This window comes from Halocalculus aciditolerans, assembly GCF_014647475.1.
GTDB lineage: Archaea > Halobacteriota > Halobacteria > Halobacteriales > Halobacteriaceae > Halocalculus > Halocalculus aciditolerans.
On sequence record NZ_BMPG01000001.1, the window covers coordinates 753,398 to 771,595 of the forward strand.

Consider the following 18,198-nt stretch of genomic DNA (forward strand, 5'->3'; position numbering starts at 1 on the left):
TCATGACATTCGAGGACGACACGACGGTGGAACCGTGCGGACCAGACTGCGCGTGCGCGACATCGGACGATGCGACCGACGCCGAAGCGGCGGACGACGACACCCGGTCGTCGAACCGGCGTGGCGCGGTGGGCGCGGCAGCGGCCGGCGCGGGAGCGCTCTCCGCGCTTGCCGGCTGTAACTCCGACTCCGGCGGCGACACGACGAACGCCACGTCGATCAGCGGGAGCGGGACGACGTCCGCGGACACCGGCGGGAGCGAGGAGACGGAGTCGATCTCCTTCACACTGAACGGAGAGGAACGGACGTTCAACGTAAGCCCCGACACGCCACTGCTCTACGTGCTGCGGAACGAGGCTGGAATGAATGGCCCGAAGTTCGGCTGCGGGCTCTCCCAGTGCGGCGCGTGCACGACGCTCTTGGGCGACAACGCCATCCGCTCCTGTGTTACGCCCGTCAGCTCCGTGAACGGGAAAGAGGTGACGACGACGAGCGGCCTCGGGTCAACGGAGGACCCGAGCGCGCTCCAACAGGCGTTCATCGACCAGCAGGCCGCCCAGTGCGGCTACTGCATCTCCGGGATGATCATGGAGGCTGAATCCTTCCTCCGCGAGAACACCGACCCCTCCCGCCAGGAGATTAAGCAGGCACTCAACGGCCACCTCTGTCGGTGCGGGACGCACAACCGCATCGTCGACGCCGTCGAACAGGCGGCGGGGGAACGATGACGGTCCCCGACCTCGACGTCGAGCGCCGCGACCTGCTGAAGGGGGCGGGCGGCGCGCTCGTGATGGGGTTCTCGCTCGGTGGGGCCGCGGAGAGCGCGGCCGCGGCCGAAGGCGAGGCGGTGCCGGCGGACCTGCAGAGCAACCCCCAGCTCGACTCGTGGCTGAGCATCAACGCCGACGGAACGGTCACGGTCTTCAGCGGGAAAGTCCCCCTCGGACAGGGAAACGCGACGGCGTTCTCCCAGATCGCGGCGGAGGAACTCGACGTCGACTTCTCTCGAACGGATCTCGTGGCGGGCGACACCGAGCGAACGCCGAACGAGGGATACACGGCCGGAAGTAGTTCGCTGGAGGCGGGCGGGACGGCGCTCCGCTACGCCGCCGCGCAGGCACAGGGCGTCATCCTCGAACTCGCGGCGACACGGCTCGGCGCGAACGCCGGCGACCTCACGGTCGAAGACGGGACGATCAACGCGCCGAACGGGGCGTCTATTACGTACTGGGACCTCCTCGGCGGCCGCTATCTGAAGCGCCAGGCGCAACCCGGCGTTCAGCCGGAACCGCCGAACGAGTACGACACCGTCGGTGAATCGGTCGAGCGCATCGACATCCCCGACAAGGTCACCGGCGGAAAGGCGTACGTCCAGGACATGGAGCGCCCCGGGATGGTACACGGTCGGGTCGTCCACCCGCCGTCCTACGGCGCGTCCCTGAATTCGATCGATACGGAGTCGGTGGCGTCGATGCCGGGCGTCGTCGAAGTCGTGCGGGACGGCCGGTTCCTCGGCGTCGTCGCCGAGAAGGAACACCAGGCGATCAACGCGATGGAAGCCCTCGACGAGGCGGCGGAGTGGTCGCTGCCCGCGAACTTCCCGGACCAGGACGACCTCTACGACTACCTAGAGCGCGGGGACGCCGACGTCTCGACGGTCGACAAACAGGGGCAGGGCGCGGCCGCTATCGAGGGTGCGGCGGAGACCTACGAGGCGACGTACAAGCGGCCGTACACGATGCACGGCTCCATCGGGCCGTCCTGTGCAGTCGCGGAGATCGACGGGCAGGGCCAACTCACCGTCTGGACGCACAGCCAGGGCGTCTTCCCGCTGCGCGAGTCGCTCTCGAACCTCATGAACAAGCCGACTGAGGAGATCCGCTGCGTACACCGCGAGGGCGCGGGCTGTTACGGGCACAACGGCGCGGACGACGTCGCCGGCGAGGCCGCGCTCCTCTCCGACGCGGCCGACGGTCGCCCCGTCCGCCTGCAGTGGATGCGTGAGGACGCACACAAGTGGGAGCCCTTCGGCTCCGCGATGCTGTTGAAGAAGCGCGCGGGCCTCGACGCGAACGGGAACATCGTCGGCTGGTCCCACGATGTCCACAGCTACACGCACGCGACGCGGCCGCCGCTCGAACCACTCCTCCCGGCGTGGTTCCTCGACTCGCAGAACGAGGAACATTCACCGACGCTGAACATCGGCGGCTACCGCGACGCCGTCTCCGACTACTCGTTCGAGCACAGCGAGGTCACGAACCACTTCTTGGAGAACTCGCCACTCCGGGTGTCTGCCCTCCGGAGCCTCGGGTCGTTCGGGAATACGTTCGCGAACGAGTCCTTCATGTCCCAGCTCGCCCACGAGGCGGGCCGGGATCCGGTGGACTTCCGCCTCGACTACATCGAGGACGCCCGGACGGCAGCCGTCCTGCAGCGTGCCGCGAACATGGCGGGTTGGGGCGACGACGACCTCGGTGAGAACCGAGGGCGCGGCGTCGCCGTGAACCGTTACGAGAACGCGAAGGCGTACACGGCGCTCGTTGTCGACGTCACCGTCGCGGACGACGGGACGGTCAGCGTCGACCGGGCGTACGCCGCGGACGACTCTGGGCAGATCGTCAACCCGGACGGCCTGAAGAACCAGATTCAGGGGGGCGTCGTTCAGGCAACGAGCTGGACGCTCAAGGAGGACGTCGATTTCACGAACACCGAAGTCGACGAACAGGACTGGCAGTCCTACCCCATCCTGACCTTCACCGAGATGCCGGAGGTCGACGTGGAACTCATCGATCGCCCCGGGAAACCTTACCTCGGGTCGGGGGAGACCTCGCAGGGTGTGACGCCGGCAGCAATCGCGAACGCTGTCTACGACGCGACGGGGATCCGCTTCCACGAACTCCCGCTCACGCCGGAGCGCGTGAAGGCCGGCCTCAGCGGCGAGTAACGCCCCCCTCGCGTAATCGTCCGCGTCGCCGCCGTCTCCCAGCGGACCGAAGCCGCCGGGCAGTTCATCGTCTACGACCGCGAACGCGGCATCGGCATCCCCGAAGAGTAGGCCGTACCTTCTTCACTGTGGCCCGCCGTCTCGGCGTATGGAGAAGACAGCCGTCGACGACGCGGCGGACGCGAGCGTGACCGACGCGAACCGCTACTCGCTCACCGAGGCGCTCGGGACGGAGGACGTCTCCCTCGCGTTCTACTCGCTCGACCCCGGCGAGGGCTTTTCGGGCGGGATGCACGCGCACCTCGACCAGGAGGAAGTCTTCTACGTGCAGTCGGGGACCGCGGTGTTCGAGCGCCTGGACGGCGACGACGTCTCGGTCGGCGCGGGCGAGATTGTCCGATTTGCGCCCGGCGAGTACCAGCACGGGTTCGTCCCCGAAGACGCCGACGAGGGCGTGGAGGCGCTGGCGCTCGGCGCGCCCAACCCCTCCACCGAGGTTCGCGTGCCGTCGTCGTGCGGGGAGTGCGGGCACGACGCGCTCGCCGTTCGCTTCGGCGACGACGGGATGTCCCTGGAGTGTCCGGAGTGCGGGTCGTCCGGGTCGTCGTAGTCGGTTCCTCGACGTGTGTCAGACCGGAGCACTCCGGGTGCGCTCCGGAAACGTTTTGGTGGCATCTTCCGGAAAATCAGTATGCCGACGGACACCGGATACGACCCATCACTGGGGGAGAAGTTCGTTTTCGTCACCGGGGGCGTCATGTCGGGCCTCGGGAAGGGTATCACGGCCGCGAGCCTCGGCCGACTCCTCTCGAACGCGGGGTTCGACGTCACCGCCGTGAAAGTCGACCCGTACCTGAACGTCGACGCCGGGACGATGAACCCGTACCAGCACGGCGAGGTCTACGTCCTCAAGGACGGCGGCGAAGTCGACCTCGACCTCGGGAACTACGAGCGGTTCCTCGACATCGACATGACCTCCGACCACAACGTCACGACCGGAAAGGTCTACCAGGAGGTCATCGAGCGCGAGCGCGCCGGCGACTACCTCGGGAAGACAGTACAAATCATCCCGCACATCACGGACGACATCAAGCGCCGCGTTCGCGAGGCGGCGGAAGGAAACGACGTCTGCATCGTCGAGATCGGCGGGACGGTCGGGGACATCGAGTCCGCCCCGTATCTCGAAGCGCTCCGGCAGTTCAGCCACGAGGAGGACGAAGAGGACCTCCTCTTCCTCCACGTGACGCTCGTACCGAACTCGAAGAACGGCGAGCAGAAGACGAAGCCGACCCAACACTCCGTCAAGGAACTCCGGAGTATCGGCCTCCAGCCGGACGTCCTCGTCGGGCGGAACCCGGAGAAGCTCGAACCGGACACGAAAGAGAAAATCGCGCTCTTCTGCGACGTCCCGAACGAAGCCGTCTTCTCGAATCCGGACGTCGACGACATCTACCACGTCCCGCTCATGCTCGACGAGGAAGGCCTCGACGAGTACGTGATGGGCGAACTCGCCATCGACGACCGCGCGCTCCCCGCGGGCGAACGCGACTCCGCGTGGCGCGACCTCGTCACCCAGGAGACGGAGGGCGAAGTCGACATCGCGCTCGTCGGGAAATACGCCTTAGAGGACGCCTACATCAGCATCCACGAGGCGCTGAAGCACGCGGGCCTCCACGAGCAGGTGGACGTGAACGTCCACTGGGTCGACTCAGAGGAGATGGACGACGAGCACACCGACCGCCTCGAACAGGCGGACGGCGTCGTCGTCGCCGGCGGGTTCGGTTCCCGCGGCACGAAAGGGAAAATCGAAGCAGTCCGGCACGCCCGCGAGCGGGAGAAACCCTTCCTCGGGCTCTGCCTCGGCTTCCAGCTCGCCGTCGTCGAATACGCGCGGAACGTCCTCGGCTGGGAGGACGCGCACTCCGCGGAGATCGACGAGGACACGCCCTACCCCGTCATCGACCTCCTCCCCGAGCAGTACGACCTGGAGGACCTCGGCGGGACGATGCGCCTCGGCGCGCACGAGACGCAGATCGAACCGGGGACGCTCGCCCACGACGTCTACGGCGCGGACTCCTGCACCGAACGCCACCGCCACCGCTACGAGGTGAACCCCGAGTACTTCGACGACCTCCAAGCCGACGGTCTCACCTTCTCCGGGAAGGCTGGGAACCGCATGGAAATCCTCGAATACGACGACCACCCGTTCTTCTTCGGGACGCAGTTCCACCCCGAATACCGGAGTCGCCCCGGCCGCGCGAGCCCGCCGTTCGTCGGCCTCGTCGAAGCCGCGCTTGAGCAGGCCGCGGACCGCGAGGAGGTGGAGGCCTGATGGTCGACGTCGAATCCTTCGTCGCCGACGCCACCGAGGAGATTCGCGCGGAACTCGGCGACTCCAAAGCCATCATCGCGCTCTCCGGCGGCGTCGACTCCTCCACTGCCGCCGCGCTCGCCTACGAAGCCGTCGGCACCCAGCTCTACCCCGTCTACGTCGACACCGGCCTCATGCGGAAGGGCGAAACCGAGGAGATCGAGGAGGTCTTCGGCTACATGGAGAACCTCCGCGTCGTCGACGCCGAGGAGCGCTTCCTCGACCGCCTCGCCGGCGTCACCGACCCCGAGGAGAAACGCAAGGTCATCGGCGAGGGCTTCATCCGCGAGTTCGAACGCGTCGCCAACGAGGTCGACGCCGACTACCTCGTTCAGGGCACCATCTACCCCGACCGCATCGAGAGCGAAGGCAACATCAAATCCCACCACAACGTCGGCGGCCTCCCCGAAGCCGTCGACTTCGAGGGCATCGTCGAGCCGCTCCGCGACCTCTACAAGGACGAGGTCCGCGACGTCGCTCGCCACCTCGACTTAGAGGAGATTATCGCCGAGCGCATGCCCTTCCCCGGCCCCGGCCTCGCCGTCCGCATCGTCGGCGAAGTCACCAAAGAAAAGGTCGAGGTCGCCCGCGAAGCCACCGCCATCGTCGAAGAGGAACTCGAAGCGTACGAGCCCTGGCAGGCGTTCGCCGCCGTCCTCGGCCGCGCGACCGGCGTCAAGGGCGACAACCGCGTGCACGGCCACGTCGTCGCCGTCCGCTCCGTCGAATCCCGCGACGGCATGACCGCCCGCGCCCAAGAACTCGACTGGGAGACCCTCCAGCGCCTCCAATCCCGCATCGCCGGCACCATCGACAACGTCTCCCGCGTCGTCTACGACGTCACGCACAAGCCGCCGGCGACCATCGAATACGAATAACTCCACCTTTTTCCTCCTCGGGTCGGCGAAGCCGACCCGAGGAGGAAAAATCTGGACCAAAAACTGCCGCGAACTCGCTCCGCTCGTTCGCGGGTGCGCCCGCCCGAGAGCGACTGCCCCGCGACCGCTCCGCAACCGCCCTGTGAACCGATTCAGCTCCCTCACCGCTCTGCTTACCGCTATCGCCACCGTTCACCTCGGCGACGTCCGTCGTCTTGTGTGGCCGTTGACTGCCGGTCAGCCGACGCGTTTGCTGGTGGTGCCGGCGACGGTCTGGACGCGGACGACGGCGGTGCCGCTCCCCGTCCGGTCGTGCGTCCACGTCCACTCGCGGCGCTCGCCGGGCGGGACGTCGATTTCGAAGGCTTCGGAGGCGGCGACGGCGACGTTCACGCAGCCGCGATAGGTCTCTGTTCGACTGCCGCGGTTCCAGACGGCGGCTTTGACGGTGAGTTCGCCGCCGCCCTCGTCGGTGACGGTGAGGACGTCGCGGAAGTCGGGCGCGGGCGCGGTGAGATCGGCGAGGACGCCGTCGGGGAGCGACCAGGCTCGGTCGGTGTCGGCGAGGCGGAGTTCGCCGCGGTCGGCCTCGACTCGCTCGGGGAGCGCGAAGCCGACCCAGCCCGTATCCGACGACCCGTCGTAGGCGGGGCCGAGGCCGCGGATTCGTGGGCGGCCGCCGGTCGGACTCATCGTTCCGAGCCGTGTCTCACCCTGTGCGACGACGTCGCCGTCGAGGGCGAGTTCGAAGGCGTCGACGTCCGGCTCTCCCGTCGCGGTGAGCGTGGCGAAGACGTACTGTTCGTCCGCGCCGGCGACGTCGAGCGTGTCCAGCAGCGGGTAGACGATGGATTCGCGCGCGATGATCGCGGACGCGTCGACGGCCGGCGCGTCGGCGGTGGACCGCGTCGCTCGCGTCGGCGTCGCGTTCTCGGGCGTGGTCGTCGCCGATTCGGGCTCGGTCTCGTCGGTCGAACAGCCGGGGACGGCGGCGGCGAGGCCGAGCGCGCCGGCGCGGAGGAGGGCGCGGCGATGCACGTTCTAGGCGATCGTCGTCCCCGGAATAAGTTTTCTCCACGCGGTCTCGCAGTCGAGGTGACCGTCGAGTACGAGTTCTCGGCACGCGTCGCGGCGGCCGTAATCCACTGGAAGCCGGAGGGATGTCCTCTAGGTATGTCCGGGACTGAGACCGACGCGGCGGTCGACGCCCCGACCGACCACGTGCTGTCGCAGGAGGCGGTGCTCGCCGCGCAACTCGACCTCGGGTTGGACGAACTGCGACGCCCCCTCGACGGGCTCTTCCTCTCGGGGGTGTCCGCCGGCCTCGACATCGGGTTCGGCCCGCTGTTCATGGCGGCGCTCTACTCGGCCGCCGCCGGCGTCTGGGCGACGCCGACGCTCGACCTCGCGCTCGGCGCGCTCTACGCCGTCGGATTCGTCTTCGTCGTCCTCGGGCGCGCGGCGCTCTTCACTGAGCACACGACGCTCGCCGTCATCCCCGTTCTGACCGGAGAGGCGGACGTCCGCTCGCTCCTCCGGCTCTGGGGGACGGTTTACGCCGGGAACGTCGTCGGCGGCACGCTCTTCGCGGCCGCGATGGTGGCCACTGCGCCCGCCTACGGCATCGCGGACGCCGCCGCGTTCGTCCACCTCGCTCGGCCCTTCCTCTCGCACTCGTGGGCGGTGACGTTGACGGCGGCGGTGCTCGCCGGCTGGCTCATGGGCCTCCTCTCCTGGCTCGTCACCGCGGTCCGCGACTCCGCGACCCAACTCGCCGTCGTCGTCCTCGTCACGTCCGTCATCGGCTTCGCGCACCTCCCGCACGCCGTCGCCGGGGTCGTCGAACTCGCTGCCGCGGCGCTCGTCGCTCCGACAATCACGGCCGCCGAGGTCGCGGCGGTGCTCGGGGTCGCGGTCGTCGGGAACGCCGTCGGCGGCTCCGTCTTCGTCGCCCTCTTGAAGTACGGCTACGTCGTTCGCGGCCTCGACGACTGACGCGATTCCGGTGGTTCGTTAGGTACTTCCCCTCGCTCGCGTACAGGAGTGGTATGAAGGCAGTCATCGTGGGACCCGACGAGGGGCTGGGGGACGCGCTCGCGGCGGCGGGCGTCGACGTCGAACGCATCGAGGGCATCGGGAGCGGCGACGCGTTGGAAGCGGCGGGTATCGCGGACGCGGACCTGCTCGTCGTGACGAACGTCGGGGAAGCCACCGCCGTCTCGGTCGCGCTGGAGAAGAACCCCGACCTGACGACCGTCGTCTACTCGACGGACACCGTGCCGGAGTTCGTGCGCGCGCGCCTCGACTTCGCCATCGACCCGAACCTCCTCGACCCCGAGACGGTCGCCGAAGAGCTCACCCGCGAGGCGTAGCTTCTTCTCCCGCCCGGCGGAAAGCCGGGTATGGACCTGTACGACGAAATCGAGACCGACGCGAGCGCCGGCGAAGTCGTGACGACGGAACTCCACTACTCGCCGGACCTCCTGGTGAAGGCGTTCGCGCTCGGCCCCGGCGCGGTCGTCGACCCTCACGAACACGACGACCAGACGAACGTCTTCCACGTCCTCGACGGCGAGGTCGTCGTCGTCCGCGGCGACGAGGCGGAAACGGAACGCGTGTCCGCGGCGGGCGTCGCCGCCTTCGACCGCGGCGTCCCGCACGGCGCGCGGAACGAGGGCGGTGACGTTGCGGTGTTCACGGCGACGATGGGAGCGATGGAGTAGGCGACTCAGTCGAGCGGGATGGCGACGGGGCGGTCGAGCGCGTGCCCGGCCGCGGGCTCGGGGAGGTCGTCGGGGTCGACTTCGGCGGCGTACGGGCTGACGTGCTCCCAGCAGACGAAGCGGCTGACGCGGCCGGGCGCGTAGAGGTAGAAGTCCGCGCTGGCGGGACAGACGGCGCACCGCGGCTCGCCGTCCGCGTCTGCGAGCGCGTCCGCCAGCGCGTCGGTGGCCGCCCCCATCACACGCGCTCGTTCGCACCCGACCACGCTAAGTGTGTTGCCAGCCCCCACGGTCCGCGTCCCGCTCGCTGTCGATGCACGACCGTGGTTCGCCGCGCCCTCCCGTATCAACCTACGCCTCGTGGAGAGCGTCGAGTATCGGAATTTCCTCGCGGCGCTCCGCGTCGACAGCGTCCCAGTCCACGCCCGACGGGCGCTCGTCGGGACTGTTCGTCTCGATGGTCTCGTCCGGCGTGACGACGAAATCCATCGGGACGTCGTGGGCGTCCGGCGCGACGTCGCCGGCGTCGAGGAGCTGGAGCGGGTGGACGGTCGTCGCGGTCGTCGTCGCCGCGTCCACGCGGCCGCACTCGCTGAGTATCGCCCACTCGATGTCGCTGTACCCCTCGCCCTTTCCGACGCGCGCGCCGTCGCGGGTGACGGCGACGCTCCCCGAGAGCACGAAATCGACGTGCGGCACCTCGTCGAGCGGGACCGTGTCGGCGTACTGCGCGACGTGCGAGACGGTCGGCGCGGCGTCGAAATCCGCCGCGTCGAGACGCTCGGGGTCGAGCTCGTAGAACGCCTCGTCCGCTCGGAGCCGCGGAACGGCCATGTAGAGCGTCTTCCCCTCGCGGAGCGCGCGCCGCCGCGCCGCCAGCTGGGGCGCGTCCGGGTTCGCCTTCACGACGTCCGCCGCCCGCCACGCGTCCGTCTCGGCGAGCCGGTCCGCCGCCTGCCGCGCGCCCGCGAAGTTCGGGATGCGGCCGTGCGGCGGGAACGGGAACCGCGCCGCGCCCGACGACTCCAGCGCCTCCCACACCCGCTCGCGGACGTCCTGTTTCGTCACACCCCCCGTTCCGCGGGCCACGCGTAAAACGATTCGTTCGCGTCGAGAAGGGAGTTTCAAGCCCGCCCCCCGCGACAGGCGAGTATAGTATGGTCGCCGACTCCGCCGTCGCGCTCCTCGCCGCGGTCACCGGCGTGCTCGTCGCCGCCCACCTCCTGGGCGTGCTCGCCGGCCGACTCGGGTTCGCGCCGGTCGTCGGCGAGCTCGTCACCGGCCTCGTCCTCGGTCCCGCGGTCCTCGGCGTCGCCGCGCCCGGTGTCGCCGCGCACTTCGTCCCCGTCCCGGACTCCCTCGTCGTTCTGTCGGCGCTCGGCCTCGTCTTCCTAGTCGTCCTCGCCGGGAGCGAAGTGGACGCCGCCGCGGTCCGACGCGACGCCGCGACGACGGCCGCGCTCGCCCTCGGTGCCTTCGGCGTCCCCTTCCTCGCCGGGTTCGCGCTCGCCTGGGCGCTCCCCGCTGCCGTCCTCGCCGAGTCCGCCGGTCGCCTCGCGCTCGCGCTCTTCTTGGGGACGGCGCTCAGCGTCTCCGCGCTCCCGGTCGCCGTCCGCGTCCTCGCCTCGCTCGACGCCTTGGATACCCGCGTCGGCCAGCAGACGCTCACCGTCGCCGCCGTCGTCGACGCCGCCGGCTGGGTCGCCCTCGCCGTCGTCGCCGACATCGCGCTCGCCGGACGCGTCGACGCCGGCCGCCTCGGTCGCACGGTCGTCGTCCTCGCGGCCTTCGTCCTCGTCGCGGCGACCGCCGGCGTCCGCGTGGTGGACGCGCTCTTCCGCGCGACCTCGACCTCGCGCTCGCCCGCCCTCACGGGGTTCTCGGTCGTCACGCTCGTCGGATTCGTCGCCGCCCTCGCCGCCGCGGCCGCCGGCCTGGAAGCCGTCCTCGGCGCGTTCGCCGGCGGCGTCGTCGCCGGTCGGCGACTCGACGACGACGCCAGACGCGTCCTCCAGGTCGTCACCCTCGCGTTCTTCGGCCCGCTCTTCTTCGCCACCGCCGGGCTCCGCGTCGACCTCGGCGGTCTCCTCACCCCCACCGTCGCCGGCGTCGCCGTCGCGACGTTCGCCGTCGCCGTCGCCTCGAAAGCGCTCGGCGTCGCGCTCGGTGCCGCGTTCACCGACCTCTCCCGCGCGGAGACGGTCTGTCTCGCGGTCAGCCTCAACGCCCGCGGCGCGATGGAAATCGTCGTCGCGACGCTCGGGCTCACCCTCGGCGTCCTCTCCCCGGCGCTCTACGCCGTCGTCGTCACCGTCGCCATCGCCACGACCGTCCTCACCCCGCCGCTCCTCCGCCGCGCGCTCGCCCGCCTCCCCGACAACCCTTAGGTCGCCTCCGGTCCGTCGCCGGTCGCGTACGCTCTGGCGCGCTCGACGACGACGGGGAGGTAGTGGCGACGCGCGACGAGCACGCCGACGCCGAGCACCACGTAGAGCGCGCTGTACGCCAGCAAGCCCTCGTAGGTCTGGAAGACCGGGTGGAACTGGGCGGCGAAGAGCGCGAGCAGCGCGAGCGCCTCCCGGACGCTCACCTCGAAGTTCACGAGGAGCGTCAGCGCGAAGAAGCTCTGCGCGGCGGTGATCCATATCTCGCCGGCCTGCCGCGCCTCGAACGGGAGCGCGCCGTAGTAGCCGAGCGAGAGGCTGTAGACGAGGACGAGCGTGCCGATGAGGAGCGTCCACTGGTTGAGCTTCGAGGAGATGAGCGCGTTGAACGCGGGCGTCGTCCGGAACTTCCGCACGAGGTACGCGCAGGCGATGAACTCCGGGCTCTCGCTCGCGAGCGGCGCGACCCACTGGATCATGAAGAAGGAGGAGACGCCGAAGCGCGGGCCGAGGGTTTCGAGGCCGCGCGCGAACGGCTTCACCGCGAGGAGGATGACGGCCGCCGCGAACGCGAACATCGCGAGCATCGCGAGCACGCGGCGGGCGCGCGGGAGCCCCTGGAGGTAGCCGGGGACGCCGAGCTGCCGCTCGTGGCTCGATTCGCCCTGGAGGATGACGGCGACGTAGGCCGCGTAGATGGCGACGAGGACGATGCCGTCGACGGCGTCGATTCCCTCGCCGAGCGGGACGAAGAAGGCGACGACCGTCGCCGCGCCGAGGAAGACGAGTTCGACCGAGATGCGTTCGTCGAGCGCGACCGCGTCCGCGAACACGCCCTCGCGCCGGCGAATCGCGTCGTCGCCGCCGGACGCCGCCCGGTAGATCGCGTAGAGCGCGATGAGCGACCAGCCGAGGCCGATGAGGATGCGGTTCGCGCCCGTCATGTTCGCGACGGCGAGGTTCGCGGCCGCCACCGACGCCGGCGATCCCGGGTTCGCGCCGGCCTCCCACGCGTAGAGCGCGTCGACGGCGTACTCGGGCGCGACCGCGATAACCGCGAGCACGGCGAGCGCGAACGACCGCGGCACGTCGCGCTCCGCCGTCTCCGCCGCCCACGTCAACACGAACGCCGCACCGACCACCGCGACCCCGCTCGCCGCGACGACCGCGACCGTGCCGAGACTGCTCGTCCAGCCGAGCGCGACGACGGCGAGCCACGGGACCGTGAGCGCGACGACCCCGGCGAGTGCGACCAGTGGGTGTCGGAGACGCGTCATCGCCCGGGGCGACGACCGGACGCCGGATAACTCTTGGCTCGACGGCGACCGCTCACTCCTCGCCGCCGTCGCTCCCGCCACCGCTACCGCCCTCGTTGTCCCCGGCCTCCTCGCCGTCGCGCTCGTCGCCGCCCTCACTCTCGCCGTCGCCCTCGTCTCCGCCTTCGCTCTCGCCGTCGTCGTCGTCGCTTTCGTTCTCGTCCGCTCGCGCCGCCAGCCCGGCGAGATGCGGGGCTTCGGGAACGATTATTTCTGTTGCACCGAGGGTCGCGGCGTTCTCGCTCCCCGGCAGGCAGAACACGAGGACGCCGTCGGCGATACCCGCGACCGCGCGCGTCCCGACGATTCGCGTCCCGACTTCCTCCTCGGAGTACCGCCGGAAGAGCTCGCCGAACCCCGGGAGCTCCTTCTCGAAGAGCGGCCGCACCGCCTCGACCGTCACGTCGTCCGGCGTCACGCCCGTCCCGCCCGTCGTCACCACGACGTCCACGTCGTCGCGTCGCACTAGCCGGTCGACGATGGACTGCACGCGGTCGTAGTCGTCGTGCACGAGCTCGCGCGTGTTCACCTCGTGGCCCGCGCCCTCGAACGCCGCCTCGATCGCGTCACCGCTCGGGTCGTCGTCCAGCGTCCGCGACGACGACACCGTCACCACGCCCACCCCGACCGACGCGACGTCGTGGTGATGATGCTCGTGCCCGCCGCCGTGGTCGTCGCCGCCGTGGCCGCTGCCGCCGTGACCGTCGTGGCTCCGACTGTGGCCGTCGTGCTCGCCGTCTTCGCGTGTGTGGGCGTCGTGCTCCCTCTCGTTGTGGCCGCCTTCGTGGCTGTCTCCGTGGTCGCCGTCGGCGTGGTCGGTCATGCGTCGGCGTTCGCGGCCGGGCGTGAAAACGTCTGCCACAGAGTTTTGTCGGCGTCGCTCGAATCGAACGGTATGCAGGCCGTTCAGTTCACGGAGCACGGCGACACCGACGTCATCGAGTACGGCGAGTTCCCCGATCCCGAGGTCGGCCCCGACGACGTCCTCGTGGACGTGAAGGCGGGCGCGCTCAACCACCTCGACGTCTGGACGCGCCGCGGCCTCCCCGGCCTCGACCTCGAGATGCCGCACATCCCGGGGAGCGACGCCGCCGGCGAAGTCGTCGAGGTCGGCGACGACGTCCGCGCGTTCGAACCCGGCGACCACGTCGCCGTCTCCGCCGGCGTCTACTGCGGGGAGTGCGAGTTCTGCCGGCACGGCGAGTTCCCGCTCTGCAAGGAGTACCACATCCTCGGCGAACACGTCCGCGGCGTCCACGCCGAGCGCGCCGCGCTCCCCGCGAAGAACCTCGTCGCCGTCCCCGACCACGTCGACTGGACGACCGCCGCCGCCGCGCCGCTCGTCTTCCAGACCGCGTGGCGCATGCTCCACACGCGCGCCGACATCGAATCCGGCGAGTCCGTCCTCGTCCTCGGCGCTTCTGGGGGAGTTGGCCACGCCGCCCTCCAGATCGCCGCGGAAGCCGGCTGCGAGGTCTACGCCACCGCGTCGAATGAGGAAAAACTCGACTACGCCCGCGACCTCGGCGCGGACCACGCCATCAACTACGAGGCCGAGGACTTCGCCGCCCAAATCCGCGACCGCACCGGCCGCCGCGGCGTCGACGTCGTCGTCGACCACGTCGGCGCGGCCACGTGGTCGGACTCCCTCAAGTCGCTCGCGAAGGGCGGGCGCGTCGTCACCTGCGGCGCGACCACCGGCGGCCAGCCGCAGACGAACATCAACCGCATCTTCTGGAACCAGCTGACCGTCCTCGGCTCCACGATGGCGACGCCCGGCGAAGCCGAGGACGCCCTCGCGAAGGTCTGGGACGGCACGTTCGAGGTTCACGTCCGCGACACCCTCCCGATGAGCGAGACCGCCGCCGCCCACGACCTCCTCGAGAACCGGGAAGGCTTTGGGAAAGTAGTCGTAATCCCCGACGAAGAGCACTGATGGCATCTAAATACGCACCGGAGGAGACCGCGGGCTCGACGGCGATGAGCGACCGCACCCAGTGGCTCGTCGTCGCCGCGCTCGTCCTCGCCACCCTCCTCGTCCCCGCGCTCGTCTACCTCCGCGCCGGCGGCGGCATCGCCGTCCTCGGCTTCCCCTACATCGATACCCTCGTCGCCCTCCCCATGATTCCGGCCCTCGTCCTCGCCGCCATCGGCGTCTGGTCCGCCGTCCGCTGACGCCGGTGTCGCGTTACCGCTTCACGTTCTCGCGCGCCCGGTAGACGTTCCCGGACGGCCCGCCCGCTTCGAAGGACGCCGCCCAGACGACGTCCTCGGCGGTTTCCTCGCCGTATCCCTCGTCTTCGCCGGCGACTTCTCGCGGATAGATGGCGTTCGCGAGGAGGCCGTCGTCGCCGAACTCCGCGTCGAGATACGCGGTCAGCGCGTCGAGCCCGGCCTTCGACACCCGGTACGCGGGGGATTTCTCCCCCATCTCCGCGGACGCCATCGCCGAGGAGACATTTACGACGCGCCCGCCCTCGTTCTGGAGGACGAGCGGGAGCGCGTGTTTGAGAAGGAGCATCGGCCCGCGGAGGTTCGACGCCAGCGTCCGGTCCAGCCGGTCCACCGGCTCGCCCACCACCGACATCCCGAGCTCCTTCACCTCGTACGCGTTCACGACGACGTCGAGCCGTCCGGCCTCCTCGAAGATGCCGTCCACCGTCGCCTCCACGTCGCCCTCCTGCGTCACGTCCAAGACGACGTGCTCGGTCTCTTCCGGCGGTTCGTCCAGCATCGAGCGCGTCGCCGCGAACACGACCGCGCCGCGCTCCGCGAGTCGCTCGGCGACTTCGGCTCCGAGCCCCTCGCTCGCGCCCGTCACGAGCGCGACCTGTCCCTCTAGACTCTCGAACGTCTCGACCATACCCGCGAAACGACTCGACTCCCTACGTGCCTTGCGGACTCGAACGAGGAAGGCGTGGCGTGAGCGAGAACCGAGTCTACGTCGACGACGTTTCCGAAAGCCCGCGACCTCTCGCGCGCTCTGAGCGACATATCCACTCGCAGGCTCGTGGATAGGGGTCGCTCGGAGCCACGCGAGACGCCGCCCCCTTTCGATGTCCCACCCGGAGTGAACGTGTGGCCGGCCTATCGAACGACGACGGCGTCGGCGGCGAAGGCGTCGCCGGTCCAGCGCCACGCGTCGAGAAACGGCGTCGAATCATCGAGCGAGACGAGGAGGTAGTGATAGCCTTTCCACGTCGCTTCCCGCTCGTCGGTCTCGCTCAGGTGGGGTGGACCGGCGGGGTGGGAGTGGTAGAACCCGACGATTTCTTCGTCTCTCTCCGCGGCGTCGTCAGCGACGTCGACGACGTCGCCCGGCGGGATTTCGTAGGTCGTCTTCGGATTCTCGGCGGCGTTCTCGGTCGCGACAGCCGTCATCGCGTGGGCGTCGTCGCCGTCCCGCGTCCCGACGAGAATCCCACAGCACTCCTCGGGCGCGGCCGCTCGCGCGTGTGCGAGCACGTCGGCGTACGCGGGAGCGGAGAGAACGAGCATTCGCGGGGCGTTCGGGATTCGCGTCGCGGTCAGTAGCGCTCGCCGGAGGGCTCGGGGTCCGCGTCGCCCTCGTGGTCGCGCTTCATCGCGATCTCGAACCACGGGCAGAGGCGGAGCTGGCGGTAGTAGCGCGGGTGTTCGAAGAGGTCGTCGTAGTCCGCCCAGAGGACACCGCCGACTTCGTCCTCGTCGCGGTCGAAGGACGTGTCGGTGAGCGTGGCCTTGAGGACGGCGCAGACCTCCCACTCGACGCCCTCGTCGTAGTAGTCGCGCTTGTACTCGAAGCGGTCCGTCACGCGCAGGTCGTCGTACTGGTCGGGCGTGATACCGAGTTCCTCTTCGAGGCGCTCCTCGGTCGCCTCGACCTGACTCTGTCCGCGGCGCGGGTGGCTCGCCACCGTCCCGTCCCAGTGCGTGTCCCAGAGGCGCTTCCGGGCGGCGCGCTGCGCGAGCAGGATACGGCCGTCCTCGTCGAAGAGGAGACAGGTGAAGGCGCGATGGCGGACGCCGTCGCCCGTGTGCGCCGTCAGCCGGTTCGCCGTCCCCTCGTCCTCGTCGTAGGGGTCGACGGCGATGACGTCCTTCGCCGCGTTCTCCGCCGTCTCCCCCGTCCGCGACCCGCCCTTCACACCCGCGGGCGCGTCCGACTCCGTCGCGTTCGCGTCACTCATACATCCTAAGGCGAGAGACACGGCTTTAGGCCTTTGGAGATACGTCGGCGAACCCCCTCCCGTCATCGCCGGAACCGTTCTTCTCTATCACAGTGAAACCCACAACCGGTGCTTAACCAACATTAAATCGCTCTCGACGTATCCGCCCAACGTTCAGGGATAGCGCCTACCGTGCGGTGCTATGAGCGATAGTACGTATCATATATCGTAACCAGCAACACGAGTAGACTTCCGGCCAGTAATACTTCGGGGATAAGTGCAGTGACCTTCCGGATCGGTCGCGACACCGCCAGTATCGGTGGCTGAATGACATATATCGGAATGGCGGTGACAAACGATATCGCCAACAGTGACGCCACACGTAATGGATGGCTGATTAATTCTGGGCCAGCCACTGACAGGTAGAGATAATACATCGCGAATAATGGGACTGGGATTACATAATAGATATCACGGATGACTGTCTGACTACCGGGGTAGAAAACTGAGAAGACGTATATCAGCGTCGTAACCGCAAACGCTTCGTGCACTCGTACTAAGACTCGCAGCTCCCACTCAGAACCAGGTACGTCACGCTGCTCCATTTTATTTCATGCTCTGGAAGGTTTCCGGAAGACCGGCCCAGTAGAATAGTTGTCGTGTGAGGTATGCACCGATGATTAGTACTAGTCCTTCTGTGATCATGAGACTCACCTTGACCACACTAATCGGGTGTTCTCTCGTGAATATTACCGGTGGAGATTGCCACATCTGATAGCCGAGATACAACATGTATAGTGTTGTTATTGCAACAATAACCGAACCGATTGCCCCGACAATCTGGAACACTAATCGCTTCTGTGGCATAGCCCCACGTTCTGTGCCTCTGAATAAATCCGTTCGGGTCATTGCCACTTTCTGACTCTTCCTCCCGAGACAGTATCCTCAGCCGATGCGTTCGTCGAGGATGAGGCGGGTTTTCGTGTTGACGACTTCGTCCTGGTTGCGGGCTTTGGTGATGAGATCGTTGACGCCCTGAGTGTCGCTGGCGTCGACGACGAGGACGATGTCGAGCTCGCCTGACACTTGCCAGACGAAGTCGACTTCGTCCCAGTCGGCCATGCGGTCGCCCATCTCGTGGGTGTCGACGTCGACGGCGACGGACACCTCGATCATGGCTTTGACGTTGCCGGTGTGGGTGTCGATGGTGAAGCGTTCGATGACGCCGTCGTCGATGAGGCGGTCGACGCGGTTCCGGACGGTGCCCTCCGAGACGCCGAGTTCGTCCGCGATGTCCGTGTAGGGGCGGCGGGCGTCGCGGCGGAAGAGGTTGAGGAGCTGGCGGTCCAGGTCGTCCATGTGGGGTGAAGGCGGGCGACCACGAAAGAGATTACGAAATTCGTAGCCCAGTTACGAAAGCAACGCTTATACTTC

Annotated in this window: 21 protein-coding genes; 11 read left to right on the top strand and 10 right to left on the bottom strand. The window is 68.6% G+C overall.

The genetic code is table 11. The features are described 5' to 3' along the window. The first annotated feature begins 2 nt into the window (after positions 1 to 2). From IEY26_RS03815 to guaA, 5 genes are all read left to right on the top strand, one after another. Entirely contained in the window at positions 3 to 728 is a 726-nt protein-coding gene (locus IEY26_RS03815; RefSeq protein WP_229773911.1) for a (2Fe-2S)-binding protein, read from the top strand. Next, positions 725 to 2,944, top strand: coding sequence for a xanthine dehydrogenase family protein molybdopterin-binding subunit (locus tag IEY26_RS03820; protein ID WP_188976002.1), 2,220 nt, complete (start codon positions 725 to 727; stop codon positions 2,942 to 2,944). The genes IEY26_RS03815 and IEY26_RS03820 overlap by 4 nt, the downstream gene beginning before the upstream one ends. Before the next feature lie 148 nt (positions 2,945 to 3,092). Further along, on the top strand, positions 3,093 to 3,554 hold the full coding sequence (locus IEY26_RS03825; RefSeq protein WP_188976004.1) for a cupin domain-containing protein: 462 nt from the start codon (positions 3,093 to 3,095) through the stop codon (positions 3,552 to 3,554). A gap of 81 nt (positions 3,555 to 3,635) precedes the next feature. Then, positions 3,636 to 5,276 (top strand): CTP synthase, encoded by a 1,641-nt coding sequence (locus tag IEY26_RS03830; RefSeq protein ID WP_188976006.1) that lies wholly within the window; start codon positions 3,636 to 3,638, stop codon positions 5,274 to 5,276. Then, positions 5,276 to 6,193 carry a glutamine-hydrolyzing GMP synthase gene (gene guaA, locus IEY26_RS03835; protein ID WP_188976008.1) on the top strand — a complete coding sequence of 306 codons (918 nt, stop codon included), beginning with the start codon at positions 5,276 to 5,278 and terminating at the stop codon, positions 6,191 to 6,193. Before IEY26_RS03830 ends, guaA begins: the two co-directional genes overlap by 1 nt. Before the next feature lie 237 nt (positions 6,194 to 6,430). On the opposite strand, the gene IEY26_RS03840 is transcribed toward guaA, so the two are convergent. After that, entirely contained in the window at positions 6,431 to 7,231 is an 801-nt protein-coding gene (locus IEY26_RS03840; protein WP_188976010.1) for a hypothetical protein, read from the bottom strand. A gap of 135 nt (positions 7,232 to 7,366) precedes the next feature. On the opposite strand from IEY26_RS03840, the gene IEY26_RS03845 reads away from it, so the two are divergent. From IEY26_RS03845 to IEY26_RS03855, 3 genes are read left to right on the top strand one after another with little or no spacing between them, the layout of a single operon-like run. Beyond that, positions 7,367 to 8,188, top strand: coding sequence for a formate/nitrite transporter family protein (locus IEY26_RS03845; protein WP_188976012.1), 822 nt, complete (start codon positions 7,367 to 7,369; stop codon positions 8,186 to 8,188). Between the two features lie 53 nt (positions 8,189 to 8,241). Then, positions 8,242 to 8,565, top strand: a complete 324-nt coding sequence (locus tag IEY26_RS03850; protein ID WP_188976014.1) for a DUF7126 family protein — start codon at positions 8,242 to 8,244, stop codon at positions 8,563 to 8,565. A gap of 30 nt (positions 8,566 to 8,595) precedes the next feature. Continuing rightward, the gene (locus IEY26_RS03855) at positions 8,596 to 8,916 is read left to right on the top strand and encodes a cupin domain-containing protein (protein WP_188976016.1); all 321 of its coding nucleotides are present in this window, start codon (positions 8,596 to 8,598) and stop codon (positions 8,914 to 8,916) included. 5 nt (positions 8,917 to 8,921) lie between these two features. Here IEY26_RS03855 and IEY26_RS03860 read toward each other — a convergent pair whose 3' ends face one another. Both IEY26_RS03860 and IEY26_RS03865 read right to left on the bottom strand, forming a co-directional pair. Beyond that, the gene (locus IEY26_RS03860) at positions 8,922 to 9,155 is read right to left on the bottom strand and encodes a hypothetical protein (RefSeq protein ID WP_188976019.1); all 234 of its coding nucleotides are present in this window, start codon (positions 9,153 to 9,155) and stop codon (positions 8,922 to 8,924) included. Between the two features lie 112 nt (positions 9,156 to 9,267). Next, the gene (locus IEY26_RS03865; RefSeq protein WP_188976021.1) at positions 9,268 to 9,984 is read right to left on the bottom strand and encodes a 5-formyltetrahydrofolate cyclo-ligase; all 717 of its coding nucleotides are present in this window, start codon (positions 9,982 to 9,984) and stop codon (positions 9,268 to 9,270) included. Positions 9,985 to 10,073: 89 nt separating this feature from the next. Here IEY26_RS03865 and IEY26_RS03870 point away from each other — a divergent pair, with 89 nt between their 5' ends. Further along, positions 10,074 to 11,303: a cation:proton antiporter gene (locus IEY26_RS03870; protein ID WP_188976023.1), complete on the top strand. Its 1,230-nt coding sequence runs from the start codon at positions 10,074 to 10,076 to the stop codon at positions 11,301 to 11,303. On the opposite strand, the gene IEY26_RS03875 is transcribed toward IEY26_RS03870, so the two are convergent. Both IEY26_RS03875 and IEY26_RS03880 read right to left on the bottom strand, forming a co-directional pair. Continuing rightward, on the bottom strand, positions 11,300 to 12,577 hold the full coding sequence (locus IEY26_RS03875) for a sodium:calcium antiporter (protein ID WP_188976025.1): 1,278 nt from the start codon (positions 12,575 to 12,577) through the stop codon (positions 11,300 to 11,302). The two genes, IEY26_RS03870 and IEY26_RS03875, sit on opposite strands and share 4 nt — an antisense overlap. 52 nt (positions 12,578 to 12,629) lie before the next feature. Beyond that, positions 12,630 to 13,439 carry a MogA/MoaB family molybdenum cofactor biosynthesis protein gene (locus IEY26_RS03880; protein ID WP_188976028.1) on the bottom strand — a complete coding sequence of 270 codons (810 nt, stop codon included), beginning with the start codon at positions 13,437 to 13,439 and terminating at the stop codon, positions 12,630 to 12,632. A 72-nt stretch (positions 13,440 to 13,511) separates the two neighbouring features. Between IEY26_RS03880 and IEY26_RS03885 the strand changes: the two genes are divergently transcribed. Together IEY26_RS03885 and IEY26_RS03890 are read left to right on the top strand one after the other, a co-directional pair. Then, a complete protein-coding gene (locus tag IEY26_RS03885) occupies positions 13,512 to 14,552 on the top strand; it encodes a zinc-binding dehydrogenase (protein WP_188976030.1) in 1,041 nt (346 codons plus the stop codon). Continuing rightward, entirely contained in the window at positions 14,552 to 14,791 is a 240-nt protein-coding gene (locus IEY26_RS03890) for a hypothetical protein (RefSeq protein ID WP_188976031.1), read from the top strand. The genes IEY26_RS03885 and IEY26_RS03890 overlap by 1 nt, the downstream gene beginning before the upstream one ends. 13 nt (positions 14,792 to 14,804) lie before the next feature. On the opposite strand, the gene IEY26_RS03895 is transcribed toward IEY26_RS03890, so the two are convergent. The 5 genes from IEY26_RS03895 to IEY26_RS03915 form a co-directional block, all read right to left on the bottom strand. After that, entirely contained in the window at positions 14,805 to 15,479 is a 675-nt protein-coding gene (locus tag IEY26_RS03895; protein WP_188976033.1) for an SDR family NAD(P)-dependent oxidoreductase, read from the bottom strand. A 224-nt stretch (positions 15,480 to 15,703) separates the two neighbouring features. Beyond that, positions 15,704 to 16,114, bottom strand: coding sequence for a desampylase (locus tag IEY26_RS03900; RefSeq protein ID WP_188976035.1), 411 nt, complete (start codon positions 16,112 to 16,114; stop codon positions 15,704 to 15,706). 29 nt (positions 16,115 to 16,143) lie between these two features. Further along, positions 16,144 to 16,785 carry an isopentenyl-diphosphate Delta-isomerase gene (locus IEY26_RS03905; RefSeq protein ID WP_188976037.1) on the bottom strand — a complete coding sequence of 214 codons (642 nt, stop codon included), beginning with the start codon at positions 16,783 to 16,785 and terminating at the stop codon, positions 16,144 to 16,146. A gap of 585 nt (positions 16,786 to 17,370) precedes the next feature. Then, on the bottom strand, positions 17,371 to 17,631 hold the full coding sequence (locus tag IEY26_RS03910) for a hypothetical protein (protein WP_188976039.1): 261 nt from the start codon (positions 17,629 to 17,631) through the stop codon (positions 17,371 to 17,373). 78 nt (positions 17,632 to 17,709) lie between these two features. Then, entirely contained in the window at positions 17,710 to 18,123 is a 414-nt protein-coding gene (locus tag IEY26_RS03915) for an Lrp/AsnC family transcriptional regulator (RefSeq protein WP_188976041.1), read from the bottom strand. Positions 18,124 to 18,198: the final 75 nt, after the last annotated feature.